17 protein-coding genes are annotated in these 19,763 nt (G+C 68.8%); 11 read left to right on the plus strand and 6 right to left on the minus strand.

The genetic code is table 11. The features are described 5' to 3' along the window. The first annotated feature begins 29 nt into the window (after nt 1-29). The 6 genes from bcsE to LJ656_RS00400 are packed head-to-tail and all read left to right on the plus strand — an operon-like array spanning nt 30 to nt 7,690. Entirely contained in the window at nt 30-2,210 is a 2,181-nt protein-coding gene (gene bcsE, locus LJ656_RS00375; protein ID WP_425605885.1) for a cellulose biosynthesis protein BcsE, read from the plus strand. Next, nucleotides 2,207-2,434, plus strand: a complete 228-nt coding sequence (locus LJ656_RS00380; RefSeq protein ID WP_230507247.1) for a hypothetical protein — start codon at nt 2,207-2,209, stop codon at nt 2,432-2,434. The genes bcsE and LJ656_RS00380 overlap by 4 nt, the downstream gene beginning before the upstream one ends. Further along, entirely contained in the window at nt 2,431-3,252 is an 822-nt protein-coding gene (gene bcsQ, locus LJ656_RS00385; RefSeq protein WP_230507248.1) for a cellulose biosynthesis protein BcsQ, read from the plus strand. The genes LJ656_RS00380 and bcsQ overlap by 4 nt, the downstream gene beginning before the upstream one ends. Continuing rightward, nucleotides 3,249-5,780: a UDP-forming cellulose synthase catalytic subunit gene (gene bcsA / locus LJ656_RS00390; protein ID WP_230507249.1), complete on the plus strand. Its 2,532-nt coding sequence runs from the start codon at nt 3,249-3,251 to the stop codon at nt 5,778-5,780. The genes bcsQ and bcsA overlap by 4 nt, the downstream gene beginning before the upstream one ends. Nucleotides 5,781-5,837: 57 nt before the next feature. Continuing rightward, complete coding sequence (gene bcsG, locus LJ656_RS00395; RefSeq protein ID WP_230507250.1) at nt 5,838-7,427, plus strand: cellulose biosynthesis protein BcsG; 1,590 nt, start codon at nt 5,838-5,840, stop codon at nt 7,425-7,427. Then, nucleotides 7,427-7,690, plus strand: coding sequence for a hypothetical protein (locus LJ656_RS00400; protein WP_230507251.1), 264 nt, complete (start codon nt 7,427-7,429; stop codon nt 7,688-7,690). Before bcsG ends, LJ656_RS00400 begins: the two co-directional genes overlap by 1 nt. Here the strand turns inward: LJ656_RS00400 and LJ656_RS00405 are convergent. Then, nucleotides 7,674-8,318 (minus strand): LysE/ArgO family amino acid transporter, encoded by a 645-nt coding sequence (locus LJ656_RS00405; protein ID WP_230507252.1) that lies wholly within the window; start codon nt 8,316-8,318, stop codon nt 7,674-7,676. The genes LJ656_RS00400 and LJ656_RS00405 overlap by 17 nt on opposite strands. A gap of 113 nt (nt 8,319-8,431) precedes the next feature. Between LJ656_RS00405 and LJ656_RS00410 the strand changes: the two genes are divergently transcribed. Next, complete coding sequence (locus tag LJ656_RS00410) at nt 8,432-9,325, plus strand: LysR family transcriptional regulator ArgP (RefSeq protein WP_230507253.1); 894 nt, start codon at nt 8,432-8,434, stop codon at nt 9,323-9,325. A 30-nt stretch (nt 9,326-9,355) separates the two neighbouring features. On the opposite strand, the gene LJ656_RS00415 is transcribed toward LJ656_RS00410, so the two are convergent. Beyond that, entirely contained in the window at nt 9,356-10,306 is a 951-nt protein-coding gene (locus tag LJ656_RS00415) for a LysR family transcriptional regulator (RefSeq protein ID WP_230507254.1), read from the minus strand. 124 nt (nt 10,307-10,430) lie between these two features. Here LJ656_RS00415 and LJ656_RS00420 point away from each other — a divergent pair, with 124 nt between their 5' ends. Together LJ656_RS00420 and LJ656_RS00425 are read left to right on the plus strand one after the other, a co-directional pair. Beyond that, entirely contained in the window at nt 10,431-11,603 is a 1,173-nt protein-coding gene (locus tag LJ656_RS00420; protein WP_230507255.1) for a M20 aminoacylase family protein, read from the plus strand. Nucleotides 11,604-11,730: 127 nt separating this feature from the next. Next, a complete protein-coding gene (locus LJ656_RS00425) occupies nt 11,731-13,128 on the plus strand; it encodes an MFS transporter (RefSeq protein WP_230507256.1) in 1,398 nt (465 codons plus the stop codon). 102 nt (nt 13,129-13,230) lie between these two features. Here the strand turns inward: LJ656_RS00425 and LJ656_RS00430 are convergent, their stop codons facing one another. Next, nucleotides 13,231-14,490 (minus strand): MFS transporter, encoded by a 1,260-nt coding sequence (locus tag LJ656_RS00430; RefSeq protein ID WP_230507258.1) that lies wholly within the window; start codon nt 14,488-14,490, stop codon nt 13,231-13,233. After that, entirely contained in the window at nt 14,487-15,632 is a 1,146-nt protein-coding gene (locus tag LJ656_RS00435; protein ID WP_425605886.1) for a PRC-barrel domain-containing protein, read from the minus strand. Before LJ656_RS00435 ends, LJ656_RS00430 begins: the two co-directional genes overlap by 4 nt. A gap of 421 nt (nt 15,633-16,053) precedes the next feature. On the opposite strand from LJ656_RS00435, the gene LJ656_RS00440 reads away from it, so the two are divergent. Continuing rightward, nucleotides 16,054-17,436 carry an NCS2 family permease gene (locus tag LJ656_RS00440; protein WP_230507260.1) on the plus strand — a complete coding sequence of 461 codons (1,383 nt, stop codon included), beginning with the start codon at nt 16,054-16,056 and terminating at the stop codon, nt 17,434-17,436. Nucleotides 17,437-17,544: 108 nt separating this feature from the next. Further along, nucleotides 17,545-18,288: a DUF899 domain-containing protein gene (locus LJ656_RS00445; RefSeq protein ID WP_230507262.1), complete on the plus strand. Its 744-nt coding sequence runs from the start codon at nt 17,545-17,547 to the stop codon at nt 18,286-18,288. A gap of 15 nt (nt 18,289-18,303) precedes the next feature. On the opposite strand, the gene LJ656_RS00450 is transcribed toward LJ656_RS00445, so the two are convergent. Further along, nucleotides 18,304-18,486: a hypothetical protein gene (locus LJ656_RS00450; protein WP_230507264.1), complete on the minus strand. Its 183-nt coding sequence runs from the start codon at nt 18,484-18,486 to the stop codon at nt 18,304-18,306. 188 nt (nt 18,487-18,674) lie between these two features. After that, nucleotides 18,675-19,589 carry an NAD-dependent epimerase/dehydratase family protein gene (locus tag LJ656_RS00455; RefSeq protein WP_230507266.1) on the minus strand — a complete coding sequence of 305 codons (915 nt, stop codon included), beginning with the start codon at nt 19,587-19,589 and terminating at the stop codon, nt 18,675-18,677. Nucleotides 19,590-19,763 lie beyond the last annotated feature (174 nt).

The raw sequence follows: 19,763 nt of genomic DNA on the forward strand, positions 1-19,763 counted from the left end.
GCGATGCCATCAGACGAGGGACAGCACCCGTGAACACCGCTTCCAGCCCAGCCGAACCTGGTCCGTCGGTCCTCGCGCTCGGCCGCCGGCTCTTGCGCGCGTTCGGGCGAGCCGGCGCGCAACGCGCCGCGGCGCGCGCGGGCCGGCTCGCGATCGAGGCATTGCCCGCCGAATGGGCGGCGCTCGAAACGGGCAAGCTCTACGCGATCTACGCGGCGCCGCGCACGCCGGGCACCGATGCGCTGCTGTGGGACAGCGCGCGCGCCGCGCGCACGCGCGACGTGACGGTGGTGCTCGCGCGCGAGCGCGCGGCGGTCGCCGCGCGACTGCGCGAGCTAGGCTTCGGCAGCGGCGCGCCGGCCGCGGGCTGGCCGCGCAATCTGAACGTGCTGGCGATGCCGCCGCTGACCGACGCGCACGCGCCGGGCGAGGGCGATGCGCATCGGCTCGCGGATGAGCCGGGGCCCGGCGGCGGCCAGCCGCACACCGCCGGTGATCCGGCCAGCGCGCTGCCGGCCGGGCGCGTCGCGCCGCTCGCCCGACTGTTCGGCGGCTTGCGCGCGCTCAAGCGTTTCGGCTTGCGCGCCCGCGCGCTGTATTTCATCGAAGGCGCGGAGCGCTGGTTCGACTGGGACGACGCGGCCGCGCTCGCGCACGAAGGCCGCATGCTGGCGAACTGGTGCGCGGCGCGCCGCATCACGATGGTGCTGCTGCTCGGCGTCGACAGCGAGGCCGCCGGTGACGAGGCCGGATCGTCCCCGTGCGGCGCGTTGCACAGCGCCGCCGGGCACGCCAGCCGCAACGCTTTCCACGCGGCCTGCGCGGGCGTCGCGCGGATGGAGTCGACGCACGGCGAACTGCTGTGGCACGCGGACTTCTGGCGCGCGGATCGCACGCTGGTGACCGGCGAAGTGCGCGCGCTGCGCTTTACCGAAGGCGGCCGCCTGAGCGTCGCCGCCGACACCCCGGCCGCGCTCGCCGCGCGCGGCGACGGCCTGCTCGCGCGCGACGAACAGCGCGTGGTGGTGAGCCGCGCGGTGGTGCGCGGCCACGAAGCGTGGCTGCCGCCGCAGTGGGAGGTGTACGCCGATCACGCCGCGGTGCTGACCGCGTGCGCCGATGCGCAGGCGGCGACCGTGGTGCTCGATTACGCGGGCGGCGCGCAGCTCGAAGCGCTGTGCGCGACGATCCACGCGCTGCGCCGCCGGGCCGGCCGCGCGCTGAAAATCGTGGTCGCCGAGCGCGGCGAAGTGCTGCGCCATCAATACGAACTGCTGGTGCTGACGCTCGGCGTGAACCTCGTGCTCGGCCGCGATCTGCCGTTCTCGCGGCTGCAGTCGCTGCTGCAATCGTTGCAGGGACAGCTCTATACACGCGCGCTGGTCGCCGACTATCGCAGCGCGTTGAGCGCCGCGCTGAGCGACGACGTGCGCGGCTATCTGCCGGCCGGCGCGTTCTGCGAACAGGTGCGCAGCGTGCTCGAACGCAGCGCCGCGTTGCAGTTGCCGCATGTGCTGGTCAAGCTCACGCTGCTGCCGCAAACCGCGCACGTCGACGCGCTGCGGCACTGCGTGCCGCGCCGCGCGGGCGACGTGCTGACCGCCGACGCATCGCACCTGTACGTGTTCCTGTTCGCGTGCCGGCTCGCCGATGCGGACGCCGCGCTCGCGCGCATCGTCGAGGTGCCGGTCGCGCAGCTCGCGGCGACGCTCGTGCATCTGCCGGAGCAGCGCATCGGCGCCGAGCTGGACGCGCTGGAGGCGCTGAACCGGCGCACGCGGATTGCCGATTACAGCGATCTGTTCGCCGCGCCGGCCGCGGGGCCGGCGGCGGCTGTGCAGGCGAGTTCGCCGCACGCGGCGCGGCTCGCCGCCGACCAGTTGGCGCAGGTCGAGGCGGCGCTGGTCGATGCGCGCGCGCAACTTCACCACGACGATTCGGGCGGCCACGCTGCGTCGCGGACGCCGGGTGCCTGGCACAGCGAACCAACGCGAATCGCTGTCGCGGGCGATCGAAGCGGCGCGACCGATGGCACTAGCGCGCCCGATGGAGCGCACGCAGCCGATGGCACGAGCGCGGCCGACGCCGCCGCCCGTGCGGCCGCCACCGCTCAATCGCCAGCGGCACCCACCCCCACCCCCACCCCCACACCCGCGCGCCGGCGCGCGCAACGCTGCGCGATGCCGGTACGCGCGAGGAGCGGCACATGATCGAATGGCTTCTGATGTGTTTCGCGACCGGCCTGTTGCTCGCGCTGCCGGTATGGATCGTCTGGCAGCGCGCCGGTTCGCGGCGCGCGCTCGCGGCGATGCGCGGCTTCGATCCGCGCGACGCGGTGCGCTGCGAGATCGAAGCGGTCGCGCTGCACGCGCGTCTGTTGCCGAGCGCGGACGCCGGCCCCGCAGCGGCCGCCGATAGCGGGGAGCGCCGATGAAAGCCATCGCGCTCGTCTCCACCGCGGGCGGCACCGGCCGCACCACGCTCACCGCCGCGCTCGCGGTCCTGCTCGCGCGCCGCGGCCGCCAGGTCGTCGCGCTCGACTTCGATCCGCAGAACCTGCTCGGCGCGCAACTGGGCATCGACGCGCTGCCGACCACCGGCCTCGCCCAGGCGCTGCTCGATGCGGGCACCGCGTGGCACGCGTCGACGTGGCGCAACGCGGACGGTGTGCTGTTCGTGCCGTACGGACAGGTGTCGGTCGCGGACAGCACGCATTGCGATGCGCGCCTTGCCGCCGAGCCGCGCTGGCTCGGCGACGCGCTCGCCGAACTCGATCTGCCCGAGGACGGCGTGGTGCTGCTCGACACCGCGCGCTATCCGTCGCAGCAGGCCGAGCACGCGCTGCGCTGCGCGGACCTCGCGCTGTGCGTGACGCCGCCCGAACCGGTCGCGTGCACGACGCTGGTCGCGCGGCTCGCCGCACTGCGCGCCGCGTGCGCGAATCTGCGCATCGTCGTGAACCGTCTGCATCCGGCCCGCGACATGCAACGCGACGTGCTCGCGATGCTCGGCGCCGCGCTCGGCGACGGCCTGCCGCTCGCGCAGCGCGTGCATCTGGACGTCGCGATGCCGGAGTCGTTCGCGCGCGGCACGTGGCTGTTCGACGACGCGCCGCATTCGCAGGCGTCGCACGATCTGCAAGGGCTCGCGAATTGGCTCGATGCGTGGCTGGAAGCATCGCTCGATGCACGACACGATGCACCGCTCGCCGGCCCGGCCATGGCGCCGCGCCGCGAGGACCCGTCGTCATGAGCGCCGCACCTGCGCGCGGCTGGCGCGAACGCCTGCTCGACTGGCTCGCGCGCGGCCTCGGTGTGGCCGCGCCGCGCACGCCGCACGACTGGCTGGTGCGGCTGTTTTTCCAGCCGCCCGCGCCGGGCCGTCCCGATTACGCGCGCCGCTGGCTGCGCGCGGCGGTGCTGCATTTCGCGCTGCAATGGGGTGTGCTCGAACCGCAGCGGCTGCGTGCGTGGCTGTGGCGCGCGTTCGTGCGCGCGCCGCGGGCGCCGGCCGAGCGCGTCGCGCCGAGGGTGCGCGCGCTGTTCGCGTGGGTCGATCGCTGGCTGGTGCCGCTGTGGCTGTGCGGCCGCCGCGTGCGGCGCCGCTTCGACGCGCTGCTGGACAGCCTGCCGTGGCAACGCTGGGGCGAGCGGCTCGAAACCGTCAGCGGGCGCGTCGGCCATGTGCGCTGGCTGCTGCCGCTGCTGCTGCTCGCCGGCGCCGCGTCGTGGAGCCTGATCGGCACCGCGCCGCTGCAGTCCGGCGGGCAGTTCGCTTTCTTCGCAGTACTGGTGGTCATCGCGTTGCTGGTGCGGCGCTTGCCCGGCCGCATGCCGGCGCTGATCCTGATCACGCTCGCGCTGCTCGCGATGGGCCGCTACGTGTGGTGGCGCATGACCCAGACGCTGTCGTTCCAGTCGCCGGGCGAAGCGGTGCTCGGCTATCTGCTGTTCGGCGCCGAAGCGTACACGTGGTTGATCCTGCTGCTCGGTTTCGTGCAGACCGCGTGGCCGCTGCAACGCACGGTCGCGAGCCTGCCCGCCGATCCGGCGAGCTGGCCGAGCGTCGATATCTATATTCCGACGTACAACGAACCGTTATCGGTGGTGCGGCCGACCGTGTTCGCCGCGCAAGGGATCGACTGGCCGGCCGGCAAGCTGCGCGTCTATCTGCTCGACGACGGTCATCGCGACGAGTTTCGCGAGTTCGCCGCCGCTTGCGGGATCGACTATCTGACCCGCGACGACAACCGCCACGCGAAGGCCGGCAACATCAACCGCGCGCTGACGAAAACAGCCGGCGAGTACATCGCGATCTTCGACTGCGATCACGTGCCGACCCGCTCGTTCCTGCAAACCGCGATGGGCACGTTCCTGCGCGATCCGCGTTGCGCGATGGTGCAGACCCCGCATCACTTCTTTTCGCCGGACCCGTTCGAGCGCAACCTCGGCACGTTCCGGCGCGTGCCGAACGAGGGCAACCTGTTCTACGGCCTCGTGCAGTCCGGCAACGATCTATGGAACGCGGCGTTCTTCTGCGGCTCGTGCGCGATCCTGAAGCGCTCGGCGCTCGAGGAAGTGGGCGGCGTTGCGGTCGAGACCGTCACCGAGGACGCGCACACCGCGCTCAAACTGCACCGGCGCGGCTACACCACCGCGTATCTGCCGACCGTGCAGGCGGCCGGCCTCGCGACCGAAAGCCTCGCGAGCCACATCAAGCAGCGCACCCGCTGGGCGCGCGGCATGGCGCAGATTTTCCGCATCGACAATCCGTTCCTCGGCCGCGGTCTGAGCTTCTTTCAGCGGCTGTGCTACGGCAACGCGATGCTGCATTTCTTCTACGGCGTGCCGCGGCTCGTGTTCCTGACGATGCCGCTGGCCTATCTGTTCTTCCAGATGTACTTCATCAACGCGTCGGCGACCACCATCGCCGGCTTCGTGCTGCCCTACATCGTGCTTGCGAACATCGCCAATTCGCGGATGCAGGGCAAGTACCGTCACTCGTTCTGGGCCGAGGTCTACGAATCGGTGCTCGCGTGGTACATCGCGCTGCCGACCACGATCGCGTTCTTCAGTCCGAAGCACGGCAAGTTCAACGTGACCGACAAAGGCGGGCAGATCGGTCAGGACTATTTCGACTGGTCGGTCTCGAAGCCGTACCTGGTGCTGCTCGGGCTCAATACCGCCGCGCTGCTGGCCGGCCTGTACCGGCTCGCGTTCGGGCAGGGCGGCGAGACGCCGACGATCCTGATGAACGTGTTCTGGACGCTCTACAACCTCGTGATGCTCGGCGCGGCCGCGAGCGTCGCGCGCGAGGCGAAGCAGGTGCGCGTCACGCACCGGATCGCGATGCGCGCGGCGGCGACGCTGCTGCTCGCGGACGGCACCACGGTCGCTTGCACGACCAGCGACTATTCGACCGGGGGCCTGGGTCTCGACGTCGAGCCGGGCTTGCAGCTCGCGCCCGGCGATAGCCTGGGCGTGTGCCTGAGCCGGGGCGACCGCCAGTTTCATTTCCCGGTGTACGTGAGCCGTTTTGTCGGCCGGCATCTGGGTGTGCGTTTCGACGGCCTCACGCTCGACCAGGAACGCCAGCTCGTGCAATGCACGTTCGGCCGCGCGGACGCATGGCTCGACTGGGACGAGCAGACCGAAGAGGACGCGCCGCTGCGCGGTTTGAAGGAAGTGCTGGCGCTGGGCGTCGAAGGCTATTCGCGGCTGTGGGGCGGCCTCGCGCGCGCGGGCGCCGCGCTGCTCGCGCTCGACCGCACCCGTTATTGAGGCCGCCCGCGCATCCGCACCTCGGTGCAGCGGCGCGGCCATTGAGAGAACCTGGTCATGACTGTGTGGAACCTGTATTTCATCGTCAAGCTGTACCTGTTCGCGGGCGGCCATCTGCAACCGCTGTGGCTCGCCAATCTCGGCTTCGCGCTCGCGCTGGCCGCCAGCTCGACGCTGCGGCGGCGCTCGCTGCGAATCTTGCGCAACCTGCTCGGTATCGCGCTCGGCGTGCCGCTGATGTACCACGAAGCGAACGTGCCGCCGTTCTCGCGGCTGACCGAGGAGTTCGGCAATCTGACCACTTTCAGCTTCGGCTACTGGCTCGAACTCGCACAGCGCTTCGTGCCGCCGATGCTGCTGCTCGCCGCGCTCGGCGTGCTGGTCGGCTATCTGATCGTCAATCGCTGGGTGCGGGTCGCGACCTTCGTGCTGATCGCGCTGGTCGCGATTCCGCTGTGGCACGAGGGCGGGGCGGTGCTCGCGCAACTGCGCGGCGCGGCGGCCGGCGCCACGAGGGCAAACGGGAACGCAAACGCGAACGCGGCCGGCAACGGCGCGAATGCGCCGGCCGCGCAGCCGCTCGACCATAACGCGGCGCTCGCCGCGTTCCGTACCCAGGAGTCGCAACGGCAGGTCAGCTTCGGCCATCTCGCCGCCGACGCGAACCAGCAGTTCGACGTGATCGTGCTGCATATCTGCTCGCTGTCGTGGGACGACCTCGACGTCGCGAAGGCGCGCAATCATCCGCTGCTGAGCCACTTCGACTATCTGTTCACGAACTTCAGCACCGCCGCGAGCTACAGCGGGCCGGCCGCGATCCGCGTGCTGCGCGCGAGCTGCGGTCAGCAGGCGCACGCGGACCTGTACAAAGACGCGCCGCAGCAGTGCTACCTGCTCGCCGATCTCGCGCAGGCCGGCTACACGCCGCAGACGCTGCTCAATCACGACGGCCACTTCGACAACTTCCTGCAACTGATCCACGACAACGCCGGCGTGCCGAACGTGCCGCTGATTGCGAACACCGCCGCGCCGGTCGCGATGCACGCGTTCGACGGCTCGCCGATCCGTGACGACTACGCAACGCTGGCCGCGTGGTACGCGCAGCGCAGCAACGTCGCCGGGCCGGTCGCGCTGTACTACAACACGATCAGCCTGCACGACGGCAACCGGCTGCCGAACAGCAATCTGTCGAGTATCGATTCGTACCCGCTGCGCGTGAACCGGCTGATGAGCGACTTCGATCGTTTCGCGGATCTGATCGCGTCGTCGGGGCGGCGCGCGGTGATCGTGTTCGTGCCCGAGCACGGCGCGGCGCTGCGCGGCGATACGAACCAGGTTGCGGGGCTGCGCGAAATTCCGACTCCGCGCATCGTGCACGGGCCGGTCGGCGTGCGGGTGGTCGGCTTCCAGGGCAGTCATGGCGCGACCACCGTGATCGACAATCCGTCGAGCTTTCTGGCGGTGGCGCAGCTGCTGTCGAACCTGGTGTCGAACAGTCCGTTCAAGCCGGGCGCGAGTCTGTCGCAGTACGCGGCGAATCTGCCGCAAACGCAGATGGTCGGCGAAAACGAGGGGACGGTGACGATGAAAACCGCGTCCGGCTACGTGGTGAAGACGCCGGACGGCGTGTGGGTGGACGGCAAGTGATGAAGACCGGCAACGCGGTGAAGGACAACGGGCGCGGCGGCTGGCCGCTCGACGATATCAGCGGCCTCGCGCAGCGCTTGCCGGAAGTCGAGCCGCGCCGCTATTTCGATGCGCAGGCGCAGGACGCTTATCGGCAGGCGCTGCTGAAGTGGCCGGTGCTCGCGCGGCTGATGACGCTGCTGCCGGCGGACGGCGATGAGGGCGAGGGCGGCGCGCCGAACGTCGCGGTGGACGTCGCGCAGGGCCTCAACGAAACTGCGTGACCGCCAGCAGCAATACCATGCTGCCGATCGCGCCATCGAGCACCCGCCACGCGCTCGCGCGGCGAAACAGCGGCGCGAGCAGGCGCGCGCCATAGCCGAGACCGACGAACCACAACGCGCTCACCGCCATCGCGCCGAGCGCGAACGCGACCCGCGCGCCTTGCGGTTCTCTCGCGCCGGCCGTGCCGATCAGCAGAAACGTATCCAGATACACGTGCGGGTTGAGCCACGTGAACGCGAGCGTCATCAGCACGATCGGCAGCGCGCGTTGCGCGGGCGGCGCCGGGTTTGCCGAAGCAGTCACCGAAGCGTTGGCCGTGCCGCCGTCGAGCACCGCATGGCCGGGCCGCACCGCGCGGCGCAGCGCGTTGATCCCGAACCACGCGAGATACGCGAGCCCGACATACAGCATCGCGTGCACGAAGCGCGGGAAACGCTCCATCAGCACCGCGGCGCCGCCGACGCCCGCGCCGATCAGAATGAAATCCGACAACGTGCACAGCAGCACGATCTTGCCGACGTGCGAGCGCATGATCCCCTGGCGCAGCACGAAGGCGTTCTGCGCGCCGATCGTCACGATCAGCGACGCGCACAGCGCTGCGCCGTGGGAAAACGACAACCAGTTCATAGAAGGTCCCAAAAACGGAAGAGGCGATGGACGAAGCGAAACATTGGCGCTAGTCTGCGGGCTGGGCTCTCATAAGAGAAGCTAATTTACTTAATGCCGATTAAGGAACGCTAATGTTGGACTATGCGCTGCTTGACGCGCTGGCCGCCGTGGTCCGCCACGGCTCGTTCGACCGCGCCGCGAGCGAACTCAATATCACGCCGTCCGCGGTGTCGCAGCGGGTCAAGCTGCTCGAGGAGCGAGTCGGCAGCGTGCTGGTCAAGCGCGGCCAGCCGTGCGTCGCGACGCCGTCGGGCGCGCTGCTGTGCCGTCATACCGAGCGCGTGCAACTGTTGGAAGCGGAACTGAACGGCCGCCTGCCGGCGCTGCCCGGCGCGCTGGTCGAGCAGCGGCCGGCGCTGCGGGTCGCGGTCAACGACGACAGCGTCGGCACCTGGTTCATCGATGCGGTCGCGCCGTTTTGCGTCGAGCGCGAGATGCTGCTCGATCTGGTGATCGACGATCAGGACCACACCGCGCAGCGGATTCGCGATGGCAGCGTGCAAGGCGCGATCACCACCCAGGCCGAACCGGTGCAAGGCTGCCGCTCGGTGCGGCTCGGCCGGATGCGCTATCTGGCGGTGTGCTCGCCCGCGTTTCGCGACCGCTATTTCGCGGCCGGCGTCACGCGCGACAGTCTGCGGCGCACGCCGTGCGTCGATTTCAATCCGAAGGATCAACTGCAACGGCGCTTCATGCGCCGCATCACGCGCGCGGAACTGGAGCCGCCGCTGCACTGGATTCCGCACGTCGGCGGTTTTCTGCGCGCGTGCGTGACGGGGCTCGGCTGGGGGATGTGTCCGGAGCGGATGATCGCCGGGCACCTGGCGCGGGGCGAGCTGGTCGAGATCGCGCCGGGCAAGCATATCGACGTCGATCTGTACTGGCAGAGCTGGCGGTTGTCGATCGGCTGGCTCGACGATTTCAGCGCGATGCTGAGAAAACGCGCGGGCGAGTTTCTGGATTGATTCGAGGCGAGGCGGCCGCCACCCGCGCCGCTACAGCAGCAATTCGATCGAGTGAAATAGCCGCTTCATCTCCGGCTCCGGCGAGCGCGCGCCGGCGTCGATCGTCTCACGCAGGCAGTCCAGAAAACATTCGGCCGCCGGGCTCGTCGGCGCGCCGCGCCGCGACGTGATGCTGACCAGCGTTTCGTCGACGGTTTCGCGCAATTGCAGTGCCGCGAGGTTTTCCTTCGCGAGCATCACCTCGACGAGCGGCCACGGAAAGATGCTCAGCATGTCGGTGTGCGCGAGCAGACCGAGCACGATCGCCAGCGAATGCGCGAGCAGGATCGTGTGCGGCACGCGCATCCCGCGCTGGCGGAACAGGTTGTCGGCGATCGACTCGCGGCTCGCCGGGTCGTAGTTCAGCACCCACTCCGCGTCCTGCAATTCGAGCAGCGTGCGGCAGCCGGCCAACGGATGCTCGCGCCGCGCGACCACCGCCGAATGGGTCGAAAACAGCGGCACGTTATGAAACTCCGATTGCGGCGACGCGGGCGGCGGCCGGCCGATCGAAAAGTCCAGACTGCCGTCGCGCAAACGCGGCTGCACGACCGCGAGCAGGCCTTCGAAAAATTCCAGCTGCACTTCCGGCATCCGTTCGCGAAAGCGCTGCACCGCGGGCGGCAGGAAGGTCAGCGCGACCCACGGCGTGACACCGATCGACAGCTTCCCCGCGGCCGCGCCGCGCATCGCCTCGATCTCCGCTTCGGCGCGCTGCAACTGGCCGAGCACGAGCCGCGCATGCACGACCAGCGCGCGGCCGAATTCGGTGAACGCGACCCCGCTCGCGCCGCGCACGATCAGCGGCGCGTGCAGATCGGCTTCCAGCTCGCGCATCGCCTTGGTCACGGCGGCCGGCGACAGCTCCAGCGAGCGTGCCGCGGCCCGGATACTTCCGGTATCCGCGATCGCCGCCAGGGTATTGAGTTGATGCAGTTTCATCTCATTTGCACGGGGGAGGGTGGCAACCGCTGGTTGCTGGCGGAACGATTCTACGCCTGCCGCTCGAATATCGGCGTGGCTATGCTTGGTTCACTTTTCAGCTAGTACGACAGAGGAGACACCCGTGAACACGATGGTCATTCCCGCCGGCATCGCCGCAGTCGAAGAAGAAATGATCGAGTTGCGCCGCCGCATCCACGCGCATCCCGAACTCGCGTATGAGGAATTCGCGACCGCCGATCTGGTCGCCGAACGCCTGACCGAATGGGGCTACAGCGTGCATCGCGGGATGGGCGAGACCGGCGTGGTCGGACAATTGAAAGTCGGCAACGGCGCCCGCCGGCTCGGTCTGCGCGCCGACATGGACGCGCTGCCGATCCACGAAACCACCGGCCTGCCGTACGCGAGCAAGGTGCCCGGCAAGATGCACGCATGCGGCCACGACGGCCACACCGCGATGCTGCTGGCCGCCGCCAAACACCTCGCGCAGGAAAAGAACTTCGACGGCACGCTGAATCTGATTTTCCAGCCGGCCGAGGAAGGTCTTGCCGGCGCGAAGAAAATGCTCGAAGACGGGCTGTTCGACGAGTTCCCGTGCGACGCGGTGTTCGCGATGCACAACATGCCCGGCCATCCGACCGGAAAATTCGGATTCCTGCCGGGTTCCTTCATGGCGTCGTCGGATACGGTCGTCATCAAGGTGATCGGGCGCGGCGGCCACGGCGCGGTGCCGCATAAGGCGGTCGATCCGGTCGTCGTGTGCGCGCAGATCGTGCTCGCGTTGCAGGCGATCGTCGCGCGCAACATCGCGCCGCTCGACATGGCGATCATCACGGTCGGCGCGATCCACGCGGGCGAAGCGCCGAACGTGATTCCCGAGACCGCCGAGATGCGCCTGTCGGTGCGCGCGCTGCGCCCCGAGGTGCGCGACCACCTGCAGGAACGCATCACCGCGGTCGCGACCGGTCAGGCGGAGATCTTCGGCGCGCGCGCCGAGGTCGATTATCAGCGCCGCTATCCGGTGCTGGTGAACGACGTCGAAATGACCGCGCTCGCGCGGCAGGTCGCGCTCGACTGGCTCGGCGAAGACGGGCTGATCCGCGATATGCAGCCGCTCACCGGTAGCGAAGACTTCGCGTTCCTGCTGGAGCGCTGCGCGGGCAGCTATCTGATCATCGGCAATGGCGACGGCGAGGGCGGCTGCATGGTCCACAACCCCGGCTACGACTTCAACGACGACGCGCTCGCAACCGGCGCCGCGTACTGGGTCAAGCTCGCGCAGACGTTCCTGGTCTGACGCGGCGGCGCGGCGGCGGCATTCGCCGGCCCGCTCCGGCAGTGATGGCAGTGTTGGCCGTGCGCGCAGCGAGGGCCACGCCCGCAGCGGCGCGCAGGCCGCGCAGTAAAACACGATGGAGACTCAGATGAACTATTCCGCCACCCCCCAGCCCGCGGACCGCGACGCAGCGCAGCGCGTTGCCACGGCCGCCGGCGGCGCGCCAACGGCGCTTGCGCCCGAAAAACGCGCGAGCCACGCCAAGGCGATTGCCGCGATCACGCTCGGCAACGGCCTCGAATTTTTCGACTTCACGATCTACAGCTTCTTCGCGACGATCATCGGCAAGCTGTTTTTCCCGGTCGAAGGGCAGCTCGTGCAACTGATGCTCGCGGTCGGCACGTTCGGGGTCGGCTTCATCATGCGGCCGGTGGGCGGCGTGATTCTCGGCGGCTATGCCGACCGCGCGGGCCGCAAGGCCGCGATGAGCCTGACGCTGTGGCTGATGACGCTCGGCTCGGCGATCATCGCATTCGCGCCCGGTTACGCGACGATCGGCGTGGCCGCGCCGCTGCTGATCATCGTCGCGCGGCTGATTCAGGGCTTCGCGCTGGGCGGCGAGGTCGGCGCATCGACCGCGCTGCTGCTCGAATACGCGAGCGACCGCACGCGGGGTTTCTACGGCAGCTGGCAGTTCGTCAGCCAGGGCGCGAACACGGTGGTGGGCTCGCTGCTCGGCGTCGCGCTCGCCTCGACGCTGTCGCCGGCCGCGCTCGAAAGCTGGGGCTGGCGCGTGCCGTTCGTAATCGGCATGGCGATGGGGCCGATCGGCATCTATATCCGGCGGCATCTGGACGAGACCTTGCCGGGTGTCGAGGATGGGGCGGCGCAGGCGGCCTCGACCCCGCTCGCGAAGCCGGCCGAACAACCGGCCTCGCTGCCGGTGCGCAAGCTGTTTCGCGACCACGCGCGCTCGATCACGACCGGCACGCTGACGACGATCGGCGGCACCGCGGCGAACTACATCGTGCTGTTCTATCTATCGACCTACGCGATCAAGATCCTGCATCTGCCGATGGCGTCGGCGTTGTGGGCCGCGTGGACCGGCGCGGTGGTCACGGTGATCTGCTCGCCGCTCGCCGGCGCGCTGTCCGACCGGCTCGGCCGCAAGCCGGTGATGGCGGTGTCGCGCGTGCTGCTGATTCTGGCGGTCTATCCGGCCTTCATGGCGATCAACGCGGTGCCGACGGTGCCGGTGCTGCTCGCGGTGGTCGCCGCTCTCGCGGTGCTGGTCGCGTTCACCGCGGTGCCCAATATCGTGATGCTGCCGGAGCTCTTTCCGCGCGCGATCCGCGCGACCGGGATGTCGATCGTGTATTGCCTGGGCGTATCGATTTTCGGCGGCTTCGCGCAGTTTTTCGCAACGTGGCTGATCCAGATTTCCGGCAGCAATCTCGCGCCGGCGTGGTATCTGATCGGGTGCAGCGTGGTGTCGCTGCTGCCGTTGCCGTTGATGCGGGAGACGGCGGGCAAGCCGATCGATTGAGGACGCGACGCGCGGCGCCGCGCGCACAATGACCCGCAAAAAAAGAGGCGCGATCGAAAGATCGCGCCTCTTTTGCCATCCGCCAACGGTCCCGCGCAACACTCACCGCGCGGTCGATTTCCCTCCATTGGTCACCGGCGTCCCATCGCCATTGCCGGCCGGCGCATCGCGCGTCTCCGGCATCGCCGCCCACACCAGCAGCACCGCGAGCGCGCCCGCCGCCGCGAGGCAGAAGAAGCTCACCGCATTGCCGAAGTGATCGGCGACGAAGCCCGCCGCGGTCGTGCTGAGCGTCGCGCCGATCCCGGCCGCGAGCCCGAACAGACCGATACACAGGTTGTAGCGGCCCTTGTCGCCGGCCACGTCGGCGGCGATCAGCGGCAGCATCACGCCGAACACCGCGGCGCTCAGACCGTCGAGCATCTGCACCGGCACCAGCAGATACGGACTGCTGATCCCGGCGAACAGCAGCGCGCGGATCGGCAATGCCGAGAAGCCGAGCAGCAGGATCGGCCGACGACCCCAGCGCTCGGCCGAGCGGCCGACCCACGGCGACATCATCGCGACGATCGCCTGCGGGACGATGATGCACGCGGCAATCACCAGCTGCACGTTGTCGCCCATGCCGGCCGTCACTTCGCCGGCCGCGAGATTGAGCATCGCCGCGTTCGACAGATGGAACAGCACGATGCATGCGGCGAACAGCAGCAGACGCCGGTCGCGCAGCAACTCGCGCAGGCTCTCGCGCCGCTCCAGCTGCTCGGGTGTCGGCGCCGCTTTGGGCAGCTCGATCGTGTCGGTGCGCTGGATCATCGATAGCGCGATCAGCGCCGGCACCGCGAGCCCCGCGGTCAGAAAGAACACCGCGCGCGGCGAGTAGTACTCGCCAAAGAGACCCATCAAGCCGGCGGCGACCGCGCTGCCGATCGACGCCCAACGCGCGTTGCGGCCGAGCCGGTCGCCGAGATTGGCGCGCCCCACCAGCGCGAACGAGATCGCCGCGAGCGCCGGCGTCAGCATGCAGCTTGCGAAGCCGTGGAACACCTCGGCGGCGATCACCGGCAGCACGGTCGGGCTGACCGCGAGCAGCATCGCGCTGAGGATGATCGCGACGATCGCCCACGCGGCCGCGCCTTTCTTGTTGCGCAGCGCATCGACCGCGGCGCCGCCGGGCACCTGGCTGACCATCGCGCTGATCGTGCCGACCGACAGCACCATGCCGATCTCGCCCTGGGTCCACTTATGCGATGCCAGATACGACGCGATGAACGGCCCGAAACCGGTCTGCACATTGGCGACGAAGAAGTTCAGCCAATCGAGCGCGCGCAGACTGCGGGCCGTGACTACTGTGCGGACCGTCATCGGACCGCCCGTGCGTTGGAGACCGCCACGGCGGTCGAGCCGGACGGCGCCGAGCCAGTCGTGCCGCCGGCCGAGCCGCCAGCCGGGGAGCCGCCGGCCGATGCGCCCGGCGCGGACGCGGCGGGCACCGCGGAGGCGGCGGGCGCCGGCGCCGGACCGGGCGACACCGCGCGAATCGGTTTATCGGCGGCGTACGGCGGCGTTGCGTTGATCTGCGCGTCGCTCAATTCGAGCAGCGGATGCAGTTCCTTGTCGCGCGTGACGAAGCGCAGCGCGGACCAGTTCGCGGCGATCGTGCGGCGCTCGGTGCTGACCATCCCGCTGACGTCGAGCACCACCGCCTGCGGCTGCGCGTTGCCGTCGATCAGCACGTCGACCACCCGGCCGACCTTCGCGCCGTTCGCGCGCTCGACGGTTGCATCGAGCATCGGCAGCTGCGGCGCGCTCGCCTTGTTCGCGGCGGCCGGCACCGCGCCCGCGTTCAGCGTGATCGGTGCTTCCTTCGCGCTCGGCGTGAAGCGGAACGCGCTCCACGGGAAGTTCACCTTGCGGTCGCCGACGCCGAGAAAGCCCTGCAGATTGACGACCATCTCGAGCGGCTTGCCGGCGGCGTCGGCGATCATGTCGACCGCGCGGCCGACCGGCTTGCCGTCGGGCTTCTGCACCTGGCTGTCGAGCAGCGTGTGGGCCGCGTTGCGATCGATCGCGCGCAGCAGGATCAGCTGCCGCGGCGGGGGCGGCGGCGGGGGCGGGGGCGGCGCGGCGACGGGCGGCGACGGCTCGACCCGGCGCGGCTTGACGACCGGCTTCTTCGGTTTCTTCGGCTGCTCCGGCTCGTTGCTCGCGGTCTCGGCCGGCTCCGGCTCGGACGCCGCGACCGGCGCGCTGGCCGGCTCGACCGGCATCACCGTCGCATCGACGATCGGGGCCTGCTGGGTGCCCCACAGCATGGTGCTGCAGCCGCTCAACGCGGCGAGCGCGAGCAGCGCGGCCAGCGCCGCGAGCATGCGCGCGACCCGCAGCAGCGCGTGCAGCGCGAACGGTTCGAACGGGGGACGCGCCGCGATCGGTGCACTCGATGCGATCGATGCAATCGATGCAATCGGCAGGCGCCCGACAGGACGCGGAAAACCGCCAGTCATCGGGAAAAGCTCCACGTAGCAGGTGCGGGCGGAGGCGAGGAGCCGCCGCGATTGGATGAGATAGGGGCAGAGTTTAACCTGCACGGCTCGCCGGCCCCGGTTTCGCGCGCGCCGCGGCGCGGCTCGCGATGCACGGCGCGTGCCCGCCGCGGGCGTCACATGGGGCGCGCGCGCTCGCCCGGCAGGCTGCTCGGCGCGTAGGTGTAAACGCGCGGCGTGCGTACGCGCTGTGCCGTCGCGCCAAAGATATAAGTCGCGCGACATGTCCGGCATGCCATTCATGCGATTGGACCCATATTTGTGTTCCCCTACATTGCGACTCAGAAAAGCGCCATTCGAATTCAATACATCCACGAGACAACCCTGACGACGGCTCGCCCGCTGCGGCCGTTTCAGCACGCTGATAAAGGAGGCAGTCATCATGATGGAACCCCAGGCCCTCGCGACACCCGAGGTCGCGCCGGAGTCGTTCGACTCCAAAGGCTTTCTCGACCGCTACTTCGATATCACCGCGCGCGGCAGCACGCAGCGCGCGGAAATCGTCGCCGGCATCACGACCTTCCTCGCGATGGTCTACTCCGTGTTCGTGGTGCCCGGCATGTTCGGCAAGGCCGGCTTCGACACCAGCGCGGTGTTCGTCGCCGTGTGCCTGACCACCGCGTTCGGCTCGCTGCTGATGGGCGTGTGGGCGCGTCTGCCGATCGCGATCGGCTGCGCGATCTCGCTGACCGCGTTCACCGCATTCGGCCTCGTGCTCGGCAAGGGCCTGCATCCGACCGTCGCGCTCGGCGCGGTGTTCCTGATGGGCGTCGTGTTCACCGCGATTTCGGTGACCGGCGTGCGCTCGTGGATCCTGCGCAATCTGCCGGAGGGCATCGCGCACGGCACCGGCATCGGCATTGGCCTCTTTCTGCTGCTGATCGCCGCGAACGATGTCGGCCTCGTCGTGAAGAATCCGGGCGCCGGTCTGCCGGTCTCGCTCGGCCATCTCACCGCGTTGCCGGCGCTGATGTCGGTGGCCGGGCTCGCGGCGATCGTCGGGCTGGTGCGCCGGCGCGTGCCGGGCGCGATCCTGATCGTGATCGTCGCGATTTCGGCGCTCGGGCTCGCGCTCGATCCGGCCGTCGCGTTTCACGGCGTGTTCGCGGTGCCGTCGCTGTCCGCGCCGGGCCATGCGTCGCTGATCGGCGCGATGGACGTGAAGGGGGCGCTCTCGATGGCGGTGTTGCCGAGCGTGCTCGCGCTGGTGATGACCGCGGTGTTCGACGCGACCGGCACGATCCGCGCGGTCGCCGGCCAGGCGGGGCAGCTCGATGCGAATGGCCGCATCATCAACGGCGGCCGCGCGCTGACCGCCGATTCGGTCAGCTCGATTTTCTCGGGACTGCTCGGCGGCGCGCCGGCGGCCGCGTATATCGAATCGACGGTCGGCGTCGCCGCCGGCGCGAAGACCGGGATGGCGGCGGCGGTGGTCGGGCTGCTGTTCCTCGTGGTGATGTTCTTCTCGCCGCTCGCCGCGCTGGTGCCTTCGTATGCGACCGCGCCCGCGCTGATGTACGTCGGTCTGCTGATGCTGTCGAACGTCGCGAAGCTGCATATGGACGACATGGTCGATGCGATGGCGGGGCTCGTGTGCGCGGTGTTTATCGTGCTGACCGCGAATATCGTGACCGGCATCATGCTCGGCTTCGCGACGCTGGTGATCGGCCGGGTGGTCAGCGGCGAGTATCGCAAGCTCAATGTGGGCACGGTGGCGATCGCGGCGGTGCTGGTCGGGTTTTATGTCGGCGGCTGGGCGATCTGACGCTAATCGGGGATCTTGAGCGAAATGGGCGGCGCTGCTTGACTTTCGCGTGGGCATCGCCCAACGCTTCAGTCGTTCAGCCCGCATGCCGCGGGAAAGGAGACGCAGATGGATCCCCAACACCGCACAGCCACTCGCGAGGAATGGCTCGCCGCGAGCCGCGCGCTGCTCGCCGAGGAAAAAGCCCATATGCGCGCCGGCGACGAACTGGCGCGCAAGCGGCGCGAATTACCGTGGGTCAAGGTCGACAAGACCTATACGTTCGATACGCCGCAAGGCCGCAAGACGCTCGCCGGGTTGTTCGACGGACGCAGTCAACTGATCGTCTATCACTTCATGATGGGACCGGATTGGCAAGAGGGCTGCGTCGGCTGCTCGTTTCTGTCGGACCATATGACCGGCATCGTCACCCATCTGGAACATCACGACGTCAGCTACGTGACGGTGTCGCGCGCGCCGCTCGCGAAGATCGAGGCGTTCAAACAGCGGATGGGATGGAGTTTTCCGTGGGTGTCGTCGCATGGCAGCGACTTCAATTTCGACTACCACGTGTCGTTTACGCCCGAGCAGCTGGCGAGCAAAAACGCGTTCTACAACTTCAGCGAGCAGGACGTCGGCATCGACGAGCAGCATGGCCACAGCGTGTTCTACAAGGACGTGAACGGCGGCGTGTATCACACGTACTCATGCTTTGGACGTGGCGACGAGCGCTTCATCAATACCTACGCGCATCTGGACGTGACGCCGAAAGGGCGCAACGAACGGAGCAATCTGACCGATTGGGTCAGGCATCACGACCGCTATGACGGGAACGGGAAGGCGGACGGCGGTTGCGCGGCGTGCGGACAGTGAGGGGGAGCGGGCGCGCTATAACGCCATCTCGAACGCGGGCCGGAAAAACATTTCCATCGCCATCACGACGAGGCTCATCGCGGCCGCGGCGAGCGTCAATACGCCATATTCGTCATAGCGCGCGTCGTACAGGCACGCTATGACGAACAGAATCGCCAGCAGGTTGGTTAGCCAGTCGAAATTCAGCGCAAGGGTCATCGATCGGGTCCGGGCTCATGTGCGACGGTCTGAGCGCACTTCAAGGCCGGCGCGATTCTATCGAAACGAGCTTACGGATTCGCAACGATTGCGCTTACACAGCTTACGGTTGCACGCGCGTGTGAGGACACCTGAATAACGTGTTTGCGCGGGCTGCGTGGCAACTGCGCCGCGAGCCCGCGGCGCGCCTAGCGGGAGTGCGGATCCGCCATCATGTCGCGCTCGATCCACTCGATCACCGACGTGCGGCGCGGCTGCCAGCCGAGCAGCTTGCGCGCGCGTTCGCCGCGCACCCGGCTGTTCGAGCCGAGCCCGTACGACGCCATCTCGTAGCCCCATTCCTCTTTCGCGTCTTCGAGCGGCCAGTTTTGCGGCGCGCCCAGCTTCAGCGCGCGGGCGATCGCCGCGCTCATCTCCCGGAACGACGCTTCGCCGCTTTCGACGAAATAGAACGCGCCGGCCGGGGTCTTTTCGAGCGCGAGCCGATACAGCTCGGCGACGTCGTCGATATGGACGTTCGACCAGATGTTGCCGCCGCTGCCGACATGGCGCACCACGCCGCTCTTTTGCGCCTGCCGCACGAGGCGCGGCAACTGCACGCTCGCGCTGCCGTCGACCGCGCCGTGGCCGTAGATCAGCGTGTTGCACAACACCGCCGAACGGATGTTCTTGCCGGCGGCGTCGAGCACCAGGCGATCAATCGCGACGCGCGCGGCCTTGTCGGCGGTCGGCTCGGGCAGCGCGTCTTCGTGATAGATGCGCGCGTTGCCGCGCTCGCCGCCCGACGCGTCGCCGACGATGCTCGAACCGCTGGTGTGCAGCAACACCTTGCCGGAGCCGGCGAGAGCGTCGATCAGCGCGCGCACCGCGCCTTCGTGGTCGCTGCTCGCCGCGTTGATCACCGCGTCGGCGGCTTGCGCTTCGGCGTGCAACCGCGCGCTGTCCTCGAGCGTGCCGACCACCGGTTCGATGCCGAGCCGGCGCAATTGCGCGCTGTGTTCGGGACTGCGGATCAGACCGCGCACCTGATGGCCGGCGCGCGCGAGATACGCGGCGATCGAGCCGCCGATAAAGCCGCTTGCGCCTGTAACGAAAATCTTCAAGACGTTCTCCTGTGTGCCTGGCCTGAGTGCCTGAACGGGGACCGCGAGCGCGATCGAAAGGCGTGCAGTATGGCGTCGAAAATTTCTCGCAAAAAGGCGCCTGGTTTCAAATCAATCTTGATTTGAAATCAATAATCGCAGTTGCCGGCGGGTTCTCCTATCACTGTTTTATCG

The sequence above is a fragment of the Paraburkholderia sejongensis genome, from assembly GCF_020880815.1.
GTDB classification, from domain to species: domain Bacteria; phylum Pseudomonadota; class Gammaproteobacteria; order Burkholderiales; family Burkholderiaceae; genus Paraburkholderia; species Paraburkholderia sejongensis.

Bases quoted from the DNA above. Each gene is read 5' to 3' on its own strand.
- LJ656_RS00380 (WP_230507247.1), top strand. From the start codon at position 2,207: ATGATCGAATGGCTTCTGATGTGTTTCGCGACCGGCCTGTTGCTCGCG.
- bcsQ (WP_230507248.1), top strand. From the start codon at position 2,431: ATGAAAGCCATCGCGCTCGTCTCCACCGCGGGCGGCACCGGCCGCACC.
- bcsA (WP_230507249.1), top strand. From the start codon at position 3,249: ATGAGCGCCGCACCTGCGCGCGGCTGGCGCGAACGCCTGCTCGACTGG.
- bcsG (WP_230507250.1), top strand. From the start codon at position 5,838: ATGACTGTGTGGAACCTGTATTTCATCGTCAAGCTGTACCTGTTCGCG.
- LJ656_RS00400 (WP_230507251.1), top strand. From the start codon at position 7,427: ATGAAGACCGGCAACGCGGTGAAGGACAACGGGCGCGGCGGCTGGCCG.
- LJ656_RS00405 (WP_230507252.1), bottom strand. From the start codon at position 8,318: ATGAACTGGTTGTCGTTTTCCCACGGCGCAGCGCTGTGCGCGTCGCTG.
- LJ656_RS00410 (WP_230507253.1), top strand. From the start codon at position 8,432: ATGTTGGACTATGCGCTGCTTGACGCGCTGGCCGCCGTGGTCCGCCAC.
- LJ656_RS00415 (WP_230507254.1), bottom strand. From the start codon at position 10,306: ATGAAACTGCATCAACTCAATACCCTGGCGGCGATCGCGGATACCGGA.
- LJ656_RS00425 (WP_230507256.1), top strand. From the start codon at position 11,731: ATGAACTATTCCGCCACCCCCCAGCCCGCGGACCGCGACGCAGCGCAG.
- LJ656_RS00430 (WP_230507258.1), bottom strand. From the start codon at position 14,490: ATGACGGTCCGCACAGTAGTCACGGCCCGCAGTCTGCGCGCGCTCGAT.
- LJ656_RS00435 (WP_425605886.1), bottom strand. From the start codon at position 15,632: ATGACTGGCGGTTTTCCGCGTCCTGTCGGGCGCCTGCCGATTGCATCG.
- LJ656_RS00440 (WP_230507260.1), top strand. From the start codon at position 16,054: ATGATGGAACCCCAGGCCCTCGCGACACCCGAGGTCGCGCCGGAGTCG.
- LJ656_RS00445 (WP_230507262.1), top strand. From the start codon at position 17,545: ATGGATCCCCAACACCGCACAGCCACTCGCGAGGAATGGCTCGCCGCG.
- LJ656_RS00450 (WP_230507264.1), bottom strand. From the start codon at position 18,486: ATGACCCTTGCGCTGAATTTCGACTGGCTAACCAACCTGCTGGCGATT.